Annotated in this window: 13 protein-coding genes; 8 read left to right on the forward strand and 5 right to left on the reverse strand. The window is 44.1% G+C overall.

Going from position 1 to position 12,403, the window contains the following annotated elements; all coding sequences use genetic code 11:
• The first annotated feature begins 97 nt into the window (after window positions 1-97).
• Window positions 98-937, forward strand: a complete 840-nt coding sequence (locus FM037_RS11635) for an ion transporter (RefSeq protein ID WP_144046138.1) — start codon at window positions 98-100, stop codon at window positions 935-937.
• Between the two features lie 61 nt (window positions 938-998).
• Window positions 999-2,519, forward strand: a complete 1,521-nt coding sequence (locus tag FM037_RS11640) for an MATE family efflux transporter (RefSeq protein ID WP_144046139.1) — start codon at window positions 999-1,001, stop codon at window positions 2,517-2,519.
• 74 nt (window positions 2,520-2,593) lie between these two features.
• Here the strand turns inward: FM037_RS11640 and FM037_RS11645 are convergent, their stop codons facing one another.
• The 4 genes from FM037_RS11645 to FM037_RS11660 all read right to left on the reverse strand — a co-directional run bounded on the left by FM037_RS11645 (window position 2,594) and on the right by FM037_RS11660 (window position 7,254).
• Window positions 2,594-2,818 carry a DUF2986 domain-containing protein gene (locus FM037_RS11645; protein WP_144046140.1) on the reverse strand — a complete coding sequence of 75 codons (225 nt, stop codon included), beginning with the start codon at window positions 2,816-2,818 and terminating at the stop codon, window positions 2,594-2,596.
• Window positions 2,819-3,040: 222 nt separating this feature from the next.
• On the reverse strand, window positions 3,041-3,487 hold the full coding sequence (locus tag FM037_RS11650; protein WP_144046141.1) for a hypothetical protein: 447 nt from the start codon (window positions 3,485-3,487) through the stop codon (window positions 3,041-3,043).
• Window positions 3,488-3,789: 302 nt separating this feature from the next.
• Window positions 3,790-4,146 (reverse strand): glutathione S-transferase N-terminal domain-containing protein, encoded by a 357-nt coding sequence (locus FM037_RS11655; protein WP_144046142.1) that lies wholly within the window; start codon window positions 4,144-4,146, stop codon window positions 3,790-3,792.
• 69 nt (window positions 4,147-4,215) lie between these two features.
• Window positions 4,216-7,254 (reverse strand): DUF748 domain-containing protein, encoded by a 3,039-nt coding sequence (locus tag FM037_RS11660; protein WP_144046143.1) that lies wholly within the window; start codon window positions 7,252-7,254, stop codon window positions 4,216-4,218.
• Between the two features lie 142 nt (window positions 7,255-7,396).
• Between FM037_RS11660 and FM037_RS11665 the strand changes: the two genes are divergently transcribed.
• Window positions 7,397-8,419: a 2Fe-2S iron-sulfur cluster-binding protein gene (locus FM037_RS11665; RefSeq protein WP_144046144.1), complete on the forward strand. Its 1,023-nt coding sequence runs from the start codon at window positions 7,397-7,399 to the stop codon at window positions 8,417-8,419.
• 12 nt (window positions 8,420-8,431) lie between these two features.
• Here the strand turns inward: FM037_RS11665 and FM037_RS11670 are convergent, their stop codons facing one another.
• Window positions 8,432-8,818 carry a VOC family protein gene (locus FM037_RS11670; protein ID WP_144046145.1) on the reverse strand — a complete coding sequence of 129 codons (387 nt, stop codon included), beginning with the start codon at window positions 8,816-8,818 and terminating at the stop codon, window positions 8,432-8,434.
• Window positions 8,819-9,031: 213 nt separating this feature from the next.
• Between FM037_RS11670 and FM037_RS11675 the strand changes: the two genes are divergently transcribed.
• The 5 genes from FM037_RS11675 (at window position 9,032) to FM037_RS11695 (ending at window position 12,305) form a co-directional block, all read left to right on the forward strand.
• Window positions 9,032-9,442 (forward strand): GNAT family N-acetyltransferase, encoded by a 411-nt coding sequence (locus FM037_RS11675; protein WP_144046146.1) that lies wholly within the window; start codon window positions 9,032-9,034, stop codon window positions 9,440-9,442.
• Window positions 9,443-9,914: 472 nt separating this feature from the next.
• The gene (locus FM037_RS11680) at window positions 9,915-10,622 is read left to right on the forward strand and encodes a DUF445 domain-containing protein (RefSeq protein ID WP_144046147.1); all 708 of its coding nucleotides are present in this window, start codon (window positions 9,915-9,917) and stop codon (window positions 10,620-10,622) included.
• A gap of 119 nt (window positions 10,623-10,741) precedes the next feature.
• A complete protein-coding gene (locus FM037_RS11685; RefSeq protein WP_144046148.1) occupies window positions 10,742-11,092 on the forward strand; it encodes a VOC family protein in 351 nt (116 codons plus the stop codon).
• A 45-nt stretch (window positions 11,093-11,137) separates the two neighbouring features.
• Entirely contained in the window at window positions 11,138-11,488 is a 351-nt protein-coding gene (locus FM037_RS11690; protein ID WP_144046149.1) for a 5-carboxymethyl-2-hydroxymuconate Delta-isomerase, read from the forward strand.
• A 73-nt stretch (window positions 11,489-11,561) separates the two neighbouring features.
• Complete coding sequence (locus FM037_RS11695; protein ID WP_144046150.1) at window positions 11,562-12,305, forward strand: substrate-binding periplasmic protein; 744 nt, start codon at window positions 11,562-11,564, stop codon at window positions 12,303-12,305.
• Window positions 12,306-12,403 lie beyond the last annotated feature (98 nt).

Below are 12,403 nucleotides of genomic sequence, written 5' to 3' on the forward strand. Positions count from 1 at the left end.
ATTCAGAGTTAAGTATAATCGTGATTGAGGCAGAGGAAAGCTCGCCGTGATCATTACCTGCACATCCAAATTAAGCAGATGAGGAAAGTTCGTTTACATGTATCAAGAGAAATCATCAGATAATGGCAGTTCGATACGCCATCAACTTCGTCGGATCATATTCGGTACCGATACTAAACTTGGGCGCTATTTTGATATTACCTTAATGGTCTGCATCATTCTCAGTGTGGCCTTGGTATTTCTGGATACTGTTGCCAGTATTCATGAGCAGTATGGCGAGATCATCGGTATTCTGGAGTGGGGTTTTACCATTATCTTCACTCTCGAATATCTGTTGAGGCTCTATTGCTCCGCTCATCCGGTACGCTATGCACGAAGTTTCTACGGAGTGGTGGACTTGCTCTCTGTGATGCCAAGTTACCTGGCATTATTCTTCCCTGGAGCCAGTTTTACTCTGGTTATCAGAATACTAAGACTATTTAGAATATTCCGTGTATTAAAATTGTTACGATATCTTAGCGAAGGCAATGTTTTGCTTCGAGCTATGCTACAGTCTGGACGTAAAGTATTTATCTTCTTTTTCTCAGTTAGCCTGATAGTCATGGTGCTTAGTGCCATTATGTATGTGGTCGAGGGACCCGAGAACGGGTTTACTTCGATCCCTAAGTCGATCTACTGGACGATTGTGACCATTACTACTGTGGGCTATGGCGATATTACCCCTGGAACCAACTTAGGACAGGCGATAGCAGCCCTGACCATGTTGCTTGGTTATTCCATTATTGCGATCCCTACCGGAATATTAACCGCCGAAATATCACAAGAGATAAGCCGCAGCAAAGATCTGCGCCGCTGCAGTAACTGCCTGAAGAATGGTCACGAGAATGACGCGTTATTTTGTGATCACTGCGGTGGTGAATTAGAAAGAGAGCTTTAATTTCTATGGGAATGACGAGTCCAGTTAATTTAATATCGGTAAGACAGTATCAAGGATAGAAATGACCACAGCTAAATTTGTTCAAGGCCCAATCATGCGCCATATTCTGGTGATGAGTTCCACCGCGGCCGTAGGGATCTCGGCGCTCTTTGTGGTCGACTTGATTGATATCTTCTTCTTAAGTCTGTTGGGTGAGTTGGAACTGGCCGCAGCTGTGGGATACGCCGGCACCATTTCATTCTTTACCACATCAATAGGCATAGGACTTTCCATCGCACTTGGGGCATTAGTATCACGCTCCATAGGCGCTAAACAATTGGATGTCGCCAAGCGGTTATTGCTTAATAGCGCCATTGTCACCCTGATAATATCGGTGATCGTATCTGCCGTGGTGACCTTCTTTATTCCTGAACTTTTGGCTCTGGTTGGTGCCAAGGGCCATACTGCCGAGCTTGCCGCAGATTACTTGTATACCTTGGTGCCTTCATTGCCTTTCATCAGTTTGGCCATGGCACTGGGAGCGGCGCTAAGAGCCGTTGGAGACGCTAAGTTATCTATGATGTCTACCTTAGCTGGCGGTGGTGTCAATCTGGTGTTAGACCCTATTTTCATCTTCGCCATGAGCATGGGGATTGAGGGCGCGGCTGTGGCGTCTGTGCTGGCTAGGCTGGCGGTTATGTTGGTGGCTGCACGTGGCGTTATCGTTAAGCACAAGCTCTTTGGTCAGTTTGAATTGGATAGCTTTATCGCCGATTTAAAGCCCATTTTTGCCATCGCCGGGCCTGCCATGATGACCAATGTCGCGACGCCTATAGGTAATGCTGTCGTTACTCGAGCCATCGCCGATTTCGGTGATGGTTATGTGGCGGGCTGGGCCGTATTAGGGCGTATTATTCCTGTGTCATTTGGCATGATATTCGCGCTGTCTGGGGCGGTAGGGCCTATTATCGGTCAGAATTTTGGTGCTCATGAATTTGAACGAGTGCGGGAGAGCCTTACCAAGGCGCTGCAATTTTGCGTACTTTATGTGGTCAGTGTTTCCGTGATACTCATGTTACTTCAAGATCAGATTATTTTTGTTTTCGGTATGCAGGGGGAAAGTGCAGAGCTTATTCGTTTCTTCTGTACTTACATAGCGGTATTTTTTGTGTTCTCCGGGGCTCTTTTTGTGGCTAATGCTTCGTTTAATAATCTGGGTAAGGCTAAATACTCGACCTTCTTAAACGTGGGGAAGGCTACGATAGGCACCATACCTTTCGTCTATTTTGGCGCTAAGTGGGGAGGGGTCGAAGGGGTATTGATAGGACAGGTTATTGGTAGTGTTATTTTCGGTATTTTGGGTGTTATTACTGCCTATACTCTGGTTGAAAAAGTGAAACAGGCTTGCCTCAATGATACAGGAATAAGTAACGAAACATCAGCGAATGGCATAGACCCGTTAGATGAAGAGTTACTTCCGAGTAGTCCCAATCCTCTCTCATCATCATGTGCTCAGATGGCTCAGATTAATGAAGAGCAAGACTGCGAGGCGAGTAATCAAGTGACTGAGGCACTAAAAGTTTCAGATCATAAAGCAAGTTAATCTATAGACAAACAAAAAGGGAGCCATGGCTCCCTTTTTGATGAATGCGTAAACGCTATGTTGGTGAATACCGCTTATTTAGTTTGGGTTTCAACATCAGACTCTGTGGCGTCTATTTTGTTAGAGGCAGGATTCTTATCTGCAGTGGTTGTCAATGCCGAATCAGCTTCCTCTTGGGCTAGCATCTTAGCTCGGTCAGACTTAGATATATATTTCTTAATCGTAGGAGCTGTGTGCTTATTTTTACGAGCCTTGGCACGTTTTGCCGTTAGCTTGATCATCTTTTGTTTTTTATTCATTGCTCTCTACCGAACTGTTTGACTGATCTGGCACTCATAGTGGCAGATATTAACCGGACGCGGATTTTAACTTAATCTACATCACCAATCCAGTCACAGCATCAATACTTATGTTATTTGTTTAGAAAAGACGGGTTTCTCGTCAATTCATAGTGCTTGACCCCATTTCACTTTATGCCGCTAAAGCTTGAAGTCTTACAGCTTAAACGAGGTGACTTGTAGCTAAGAGGAAAATTTGTCTCTATCTGCTTGGGTCGCACCTTCGTTACACTCGCCGCGAATTTCGCCGCGATCGGCTTCGATAAGCCGACTTAATTCCATATAGCCCTCACGACAATAGCCTGTCATGTCTAATGTCTTAGATAAGCCGAGTTCTATCTGTTGGGTCCAATCAGTCAGATCGACTTCGTAGGGACGAGAGCGAGATCGTTTACTCCATTTGGCTTGCTCCACTCTTTGTTGATGGGGCATTTGGTCGATAGAGTCACTTGAGGAGGCGAGCTTGGCTTTATAAGTAAATAACTTGGTACCGTTACTTCGTATATCTGTTTTTAATCTATCTTTGACTTTGCCTTCAAAGTCACTGGGGTCAGTTTTTTTTCCTGCGCATCCGGCGATAACACTCAAGATAAACAAGGTGGACAAGGTTTTTATTAGGCATTTTCGCATCAGATTTATGTGTTCTTATTAGTATGATTTCTCGGCGGCAATATTTGATTTCTTAATCCATAAACAAGGTAGAAATTTAAGCCGCGGAGCAAGCTGTTAAGGCAGAATAGCGTAATTATGCCGAGGGCGCAGCATGATATACACTTTTTTACGTTAGCGACTCGTGACCTTAAGCGATGGACAATATCTAAGACTGGTGAGTTAAATGCTGAGAAAGCTTGATAGGTATGTGGGGGAGAAAAATTAAGGCAGTAACTCAATCTGAAATGATGTTACTGCCTAAGAGATAGTGAAGCCGTAGGTTATGCGAAACGGGTATCTAGATAATTGATAATATCCGAAGACTCATACATCCAACGTGTTTCACCATTTTCTTCGATTCGTAAACAGGGCACCTTAGCCTTACCACCTTGATCGACGAGAGTTTGCTGATGGTCATTTTGCTTAGCATCAATTGTGGCAATATTCAGGCCCTGGCGACGCACGGCGCGGCGAACTTTCACGCAAAATGGACAAGCCTTGTATTGATACAGGGTCAGCAACTCAGTTTCATTATCAATTTTTGCTTGCTCATCCGAAGGACGCTTACGTTTCTTGGGAGTGAAGATAAAATTAAGAGTAAGTATGATACGGCCTAAAAGCCAACGAACAACAAACATGAGCTACCTCTGATAAAGTCTGAAAACGGCAAGAGTGTAACTCATGTCTGCTCAATATTGAATCTTTGTTTAATCGGCACCTAATGTAAGCAGGGCTTCCTGTGCCCCGTGGTTAATATCGATTCGGCTGTCCAGGAGGAAAATTCGCGACGGCGGTATTTTATTGATCTCGACCAGATGTGTTTTTACCGCGCTTGCTCTAGAACTGGCCAAGGTCCCTAACATGTCATCATCGACAACTTGTTTGTTTAAACTGAAGTTATATAAGGCGATGTGCCATAGCGTCTGCAGCTTCTCTTGGTCAAGTTCAGCCTCTTTTGTGTGTTCCTTTTCAATACTGAGTTTTAGTTCACTCGCGCTCAAGCCTGTCTCATTTTTATACAGGCTTATCAGTGCATCTGATAGTGACCCTTCTGTTGGGAAGTTACTGGCCGAGAGGTCACTTGGCAGAGACTCTATCTCTGTTTGGCTTAAATTCGCCAGTTTTTGGCGTAAAATTTGCTCCTTGAGGATCCGGGCATCAGTAACTGCATCGATGGCTCCTTCTATGCTCAGGGTTAATTTAGGTCGGTCGAGTAGGGCTTTGGCCAGTATGGCAAGCTTCTCTTGCTCATCGGCTGAGATCTGCGTCTGACCCGGTTCAAACGCTATCTTATCTAGCTGTTCATCATCACCAAAGAGGCCCGCCAGTAAGCTGAAAGGAGCGGTGACGGCTTTAGTGATCACATTGGTAAATGCCGTCATGATGATGCTGCCAAAGCTGAAACTCGGCGAGTCTAGATCGCCAGAGACATCTAAGCCTAGATCTATGACTCCGTGTCTATCCTGCAGTAGAGCGATGGCTAAGGTGACTGGCAGGGTGGTTGCCAGGCTGCTGTCGCTGGGCTTGCCCAGTTTGAGTTGGTCCACCACCAGGTGATTACTGCCTTTGAGCTTATTGTTCTCCAGTTGATAGTTCAGTGATAGAGACATTTGCCCCTTATCAATATAGTAACCGGCATAGGTGCCGGAATAGGGGTTAACCGATGTCAGCTCAACATTGCTGAAATTGAGTGCAAGATCCAGATAGGGCATCTCCAGTAGAGGGTTAAGATCTCCCTTGAGTGTGACCGGGGCATACTTATCTATCTTGCCTTTGATGTCCACCGAGGCGGGACGCTTAGCGGTGGATGATAACTTGTCTATGCTGCCCTCTAATTGCTCAATACTGGCGGCGAAGTTAGGTGTTAAAGAGTTATCGGCGAAGAAGGTAGAGCCTTGATTGAAACGTATCTGGCCTATGTTTATTTCGAGAGGCGCTTGAGACTCTGACGCTGGTTTATTTGGTATATTAGCTGATTGTTCAGAAGAAGATTTTACCAGCAGGGCTTGGATATTGGTGCTCTTGTCTTCGGCAATGATGATGCGCCCGTAAGGTTTGGTGAAATCGACGCTCTCTATGGATAATTTATTTTTTCCTTGATCTAGAATGAGTCGATTTACTGACATAGATTGCCACTTGACTAAGGTTTTTTTGTGCAGATTATCTTTCACCAATAACTCGTCGACCTTAATATCGCCGGAGAAATAGATCGCTTTATCTGATCCAGCTGTGAGGCTGCCCTTGGTATTAAGTTCCCCCTGCTTTAAGTCGATATTAATGTATGGCTGCAGGTAGGCTTGGATCTGACTAAGATCAAATTTAGACAAGGCGATGTCGGCTTTCAATGTCTCTTGCTTGGCATCCACCGAGCCAGATGATTGCAATGTGCCTCTGTTGTTTATGGCCAAGTCTAAGCGGAATTCTATAGGAGATTCGAGATTTGAGCGTATCTCGCCTGTGCTCAGATTGAACGGGAATATTCGCCAAGGGGTATTGTCTGTGAGTCGATTATCTACCAAGTTTAGATCGTAGTCTTTAACCGCTACACTGGTAATGATCGCAGACCAGTCTAAGGCGGCCTGTTTGTCCTCAGAGTCTTGGCCTGTTTTTTCTTGTACGTAAGATTGTGACGACTTAGGGGAGCGCTTCTCGCCTGAGTTAACAGGCATAAATAGGGGAAGAATATCCAGCCCCTCTGTTGTCAGGCTAGCGTTAAGAGATAATTTCTCTGTCTCCACACTGGCAATTTTGACCTGCTTATCGGCTAAGTTGAGACTGATGCCATTTAAGCTCAATAGAGGAAGTGACAGCAATGGGCTTTGATCATCGACGAAAGAGATATTCTCCAAAGAGAATTGGCCATCTTGGGTGAGCAGTTGAAGGGCCAGATCTGCTTGAGCTAGGACTTCGAAATGGGTGTTAAAACTAAACTGACCGCTATCTAGCCTAGCTTGGACATCATCGGCAATGAATGACCAAAATTGTGGCAATTGAATTGCCGTGAGTTGCAGTTCACCTATGATGTTTAACGGAGATAGCTGCAGCTTACCTTGAGTGGCAATTTCTCCCCCATCTTTGCCTACAAAGCGTATTGAAAATTGGTTACTGCCGTTTCCATTACTATCAAAACTTTTTAGGGTGTCGAACGCTTTCAAATGAAGAGTCATGGCGGGATAGTGGAGGCGGCTATCGGTGACCTTATCAGTGTAGAGCAGCTCAGCATCTAGGATGGACAGATCTTTAACCTTGATATGAGGGAGGCCGCTCGGTGTTTCTGGTTGATCGATGTCCGTCTCATTGACTCCACTATTCGCAAGTTCTTGGATGATGTCTGAAAAATTAAAAGTGAATGAATCAGGCTTGTTGAGGCGCTCCAGTAAGGCATAAGGTTTGTCCAGAGTCACATGATCCACACTGAGGGCTGCGTTGATAATAGAACGCCAGAAATCCAGCTGGAAGGTCAGTTTACCGAAGCCGATGAAGTTACTCTTATCTTTCTCTTGAACACTAAAACCAGTCAGCGATACCTTGAGAGTTAATGGGTTGATGGAGACATCTTCAAGCATAACCGGGCGCTTGAGCACGGCCGATAATTCTTGGGGCAATTGTTTATGAGCAACATAGGGGACCAAGAGTCCGAGTACAGCGGTGAAAATAAGGTAAATAGTCAACAAAATAGCCAGGTATCGTTGATACTTAGGGAGATGGCGAAATTTGACTGCCAATTGGGTGAATGGTTTTGACATTTGAGGCCTATTGACTTAGTTGCACGAAGAATATTCCAGTTAATAGGTATTTTAGCTAACTTGATGGCTGTGTTATATAAATGTTTTAAACTATTGCTCTCTAATTGAGCCCTGTAAGCCAAAATGGATATAGAGTGAACGGATGACAAGATTTTATTTCGATGGTCAAGGTTTCGATGCCCAATCTGATGAGACAGTTTTAGACACCTTGATCAGAGAAGGACATCAAGTTAATTACTCATGTAAGAAGGGGTCATGTAAAACGTGTCTGGTGAAGCATGTGGATGGTAAACTTTCCACAGGTTCACAGCGAGGATTAACCTTAACCTTGAAACGGGATCATTATCTCTGTGCGTGTCAATGTAAGCCCACATCAGGATTAAAACTCAAATCTGTTTTGGCGCAAGACCTGTTTATCTCGGCTCAAATTCACTCGAAGCAATATTTATCAGACTCTGTGGTAAAACTTAAGTTGAAGTTATCTGAGACGATCAATCATTGTGCCGGTCAATACATCAATTTACGCCGATTCGATGGGTTAACCCGGAGTTATGCGATTACCAATGATCCCTTTGGGGAGTTTATCGAGCTTCATGTTAAAAGGAAATATAATGGCCAGTTCAGCGATTGGTTATTTAATCATGCCAGTGTTGGAGAAGGACTGTTGCTACAGGGACCTTGGGGACACTGCTGTTATTCTAAGGCTTATATTGAAGATGACATCAGCTTGATTGCCTGTGGTACTGGCCTAGGGCCTGTATATGGAATTGCACTCGATGCACTTAAGAGTGGCCATAGAGGAAAGATAAACTTGTATCATGGTGCCAGAAATCATGCCGACCTATATCAGCATTCAAGCCTGTTACAACTCATGTTAGAGCATAGAAACTTTACTTATCACGGATGTGTCTCCACATTACAGAAAAATGACGCTCAGCCCATGAGCCGGGTACAGCAAGGTGACCCTTTTGACATCGCTATGATGCACTTTCCTGTGAAGACACTGCCTGGTAACAAGAGTCGACATCGAGTGTATCTCTGTGGAGAACCTGACTTCGTTATGAGAGGCCAGGCGTCGGTATTTCTAAATGGTGTGCCTCTGAATAGGATCCATGTGCTTTCATTTGATTATAAAGACCTGAGAAGTATGTCCAGAAGTTTATGAAATTTGATTCTATTACTTGTCGACTTTTTGATAAGTGATTGCGGCTATGATGGCTCCAGCAGGATCTTGTATCCAGCAAAAACGACCGATATTGGGAATATCTTCGGGTCCGTATAGTAAGTCTCCTCCTAAGGTTTTCGCTTTGATGGCAACCTCGTCCACATCCGTTACTGTGATGTATCCCGTCCAGTGGCTCGGCAGATTGGGGCTGGGATTCGGGGCTATCCCACCTATACTGGTCCCCTGATTCTCTATAATGTAGTAAGGGCCTTGTGGCATGTCCATTTTTTTAAATGTCCAACCGAAAATCTCCCCGTAGAAGCCCATTGAATCTTTGCAATTGTTTGATGTCAACTCATGCCAACTCAAGGTACCCGTAGTCTTAAATGGTGAGCCCATTGGAATGTCCTTTGTTAAATATTTTCTTATTAAAGATTAAGTTCCAAGTGTAGTTCAGCTTGTGGTTTTTAAATATTCTAAGTTATAAAAAATTCATCGATCATATTTATATTTATGTGTTAAGGTTATGTAACTGAAAGGGAAGTTGATGACAAGTTATCCATGTCATTATTCGGTAAGTCATATAAATAGACATTATTTCAAGGAATGAAAATGCACATTAGAATCGCCACTGATGAAGATCTACAGTCATTGACACCGTTATTTGATGAGTACAGGAAAAGCTTAGGTCAGGACTCTCGATTAGCTGCCTGTAAAGAGTTTATCGAATACCGATTACAAGAAAATGATTCCGTGATATTTATTGCCTTTTTGGTGGATGTTCCCGTCGGATTTATTCAACTCTACCCCTCATTTTCATCATTATTACTTAAATCACTCTGGTATTTTGACGATCTGTTTGTAGCTGAGCCCTATAGAAAAAGAGGTATAGGCACAGAACTGGTTAAAAAAGCTAAGGAGCTTGCCGATGAGACTCAAGTGTTGGCGGTTCGCCGGGAGAAGATAGAAGGCGATGGATTTTTGCCTATAGATACTCTGGCTCTATTTGAGTCTAAGCTATAGAGTCCTTACTTCTTTCTACTCTGTAGGTTCGGTATTTGTGATATTCAAGTATAAAGTCATTAAATTTGTTGAGTCAGCACGTCCGCTATTCACTCTGCTATCTGTTGCCCTGTCGGAAATAATGTGCCTCCATAATTACTGAAAACTCAGCTGGCTATGATATTATGCCAATCTCACTAAATAGGTGCTCAGTTCAGAGCCATTCAGGCTTTTCAATTCAAGGCGCATTGATGAGGAAATGGTTGTTCCCTTTTAAGTTAATGCAACGCAGAAGTGGAATGCCTGAGAGGCTCACATAGTGCGGGTTTCAAAGCACTTTATACTGCGTTAGATGCTTTCGATATAGAATAACTATTAGCTTCAAGCATCCGCCTTGCCTACAGCGCTTTGAACTCCCGCTGAAAGATCACATTATTAGTGGGATTGGTATCATAAGGAGTTTTGTAGCTGTTTTAATTTTTGGAGCAACAGATTGAATAAGAGTGTGATCACAAACCTAATCGCGGCCCTCTTGCTGGCATTAGGCTATTATTTTTCATCGGCTATCGTCTTGAGCATAGGATTATTTGCGCTGTCCGGTGCACTGACAAACTGGCTGGCCATCCATATGTTATTTGAAAAAGTCCCAGGCTTGTATGGCTCTGGCGTTATTCCATCTCGTTTCGAGGAGTTCAAAGCCGGCATCTCACATCTGATGATGAAGCAGTTTTTTACCGATGAGAATATCGATCGCTTCCTGTCGGATCAAGGTGGCAGCCAATCTCCTATTAATCTACAACCGGTTATCGAGCAAGTTGATATGACACCGGCATTTGATGCCCTGGTGACCACAGTTGAGCAGTCATCTTTTGGTGGAATGCTGGCCATGGTTGGCGGTACAGACGCAATCACCCCGCTAAAAGAGCCATTTATCGAGAAGATGAAGGCCTCTTTGGTCGAGATTTCTCAGAGTGAAGAGTTTTATACCTTACTTAAGAATGAGCTCGAGCAGCCCGATGTGTTGGCCGACATGAAGACCAAGATCAATGAGATCGTCAGTCAGAGGTTAAACGAGTTGACCCCTGAGTTGGTGAAGGACATCATTCAAGAGATGATCAGAGAACACTTAGGTTGGCTCGTGGTGTGGGGCGGCGTTTTTGGTGGTGTTATCGGTTTGATAGCAGCCCTTGTGCAGGCGTAATTATCAAGATTTAATTTTAAGATAATGGGAGCTAATAGGCTCCCATTATCTTGCCTGTAGACAATCATTAAGGGAATTTGCTAACTTAGCAATCTCTGTACTTAGATCAGGACATTACCATGAATGCGCATCATGCGATTAACTACATAGAGATGCCCGTGGCCGATATTTCTGCCACTAAGCAGTTTTTTGAACAGGTATTTGACTGGGAGTTTGTCGATTATGGTCCTGAATATACCTGTTTCACTAACGCTGGTATCGCCGGTGGTTTCTATTTGTCTGAACAGATTTTCGATCTGGCTAAGGGAACACCATTAGTGGTGTTGTACTCTTCTCAGCTTGAGGCTTCTATGGCAAGAGTCGAAGGTGCTGGTGGAGAGGTGTCTAAAGCCATATTCTCATTCCCTGGCGGAAGACGTTTTCATTTTAAAGACCCAAGCGGTAACGAATTTGCCATCTGGTCAGAATAATCGCGCTTTCAAACGTTATTTCCCCATTTTTGCAGAGAAGTATTTATGCCCCATTGCGTGATCGAATATTCGGCGCCCCTCGCCGAGCAGATAGATATATCTAAGCTAGTCAAAGCAACCCACCAAGGCGCTGTAGACTCAGGCCTGTTTGAAACTTCGGCAATCAAGACCCGAGCCCACAGATGCGATGACTTTTTGATTGGCGATGACCCTAAAAACAGCTTCATTCATATTCGTCTGTCTATCATGCCGGGTCGCAGCCATGAGCAGAAAACGGTGCTTCTGGAGCAGGTTTATAGCAAGGTCTCAACACTCACTGCGGGCGTAAATAGTGTGACGATGGAAGTTCTCGATATCGATCGTCAAAACTATTTCAAGGCATTGGCACTAACTTAGGTGACAGAGATCGTTGTACTCCCTGAATCGGGCTTATACTAGTACTGTGAATCGCTAACTGGAAGTAAGCTAAATGCGACGTTGGCTGTGTTTTATTCTTATGTTCGGCTTACCTGTCTGGGCTGCGCCTTCTATGCGAGCCTGCATCGATCATTATCCTCCGTTTCAGATTATATCTGATGATGGGATCACGGGAGAAAGTCTGGTGGCTTTGAACTTGTTGGCTAAACTTATCGGACATGAGTTGGTGATCAAGACCAGCCCCAATTTTGCCAGATGCCTTCGCATGCTTGAAGTTGGTCAGGTGGATGTGGTCGCTGGTTTGATTTTGAAGCCGAAAAGGCAAGCTTATGCCAGCTTTCTTCCTTATCGGGAAGACAGCCATTATCTGTTTATTAGCCGTGATCCCGATATTGATATTGAGCATTACGAGCAGTTAGCTGACTACACAATCGCTGTGTCCCGCCATACTCATTATTTTGACCGATTCGATCAAGATCCCGATCTACGTAAGATGGTAGTTAACGATCTCAAGACTGCGATTGTAATGCTGGCAAAACGGCGCTTCGATCTCTTGATTGTACCTGAGATGACTTTACCGAGTATCAGGCGTGACTTTGCTCAGTTTAATAGTCTGTTTAAGGTGCACCCCTATAGATTTAAGCCGCAGCGCATTATCTATTTCGGTTTTAGCCGTAAGCATCAGCTGGCTATTGAGCCTGATATGCTTTCGACTACAGTCGAGGCAGCTTATGAAGACGGGTTATTTATCAAAAAAATTGAAGAGTTTACCAGCGAACATCTGGAGTGGTATTAGGTATTTTTCGAGTGATTTGTGATAGATTTTCAAAGATATTGAAGAGGTTATCAGCGCATATTCAGAGTAGTATTAAGGATTCGGCCTGCATAAAAAAA

The sequence above is a fragment of the Shewanella psychropiezotolerans genome (assembly GCF_007197555.1).
Taxonomy (GTDB): Bacteria; Pseudomonadota; Gammaproteobacteria; order Enterobacterales; family Shewanellaceae; genus Shewanella; species Shewanella psychropiezotolerans.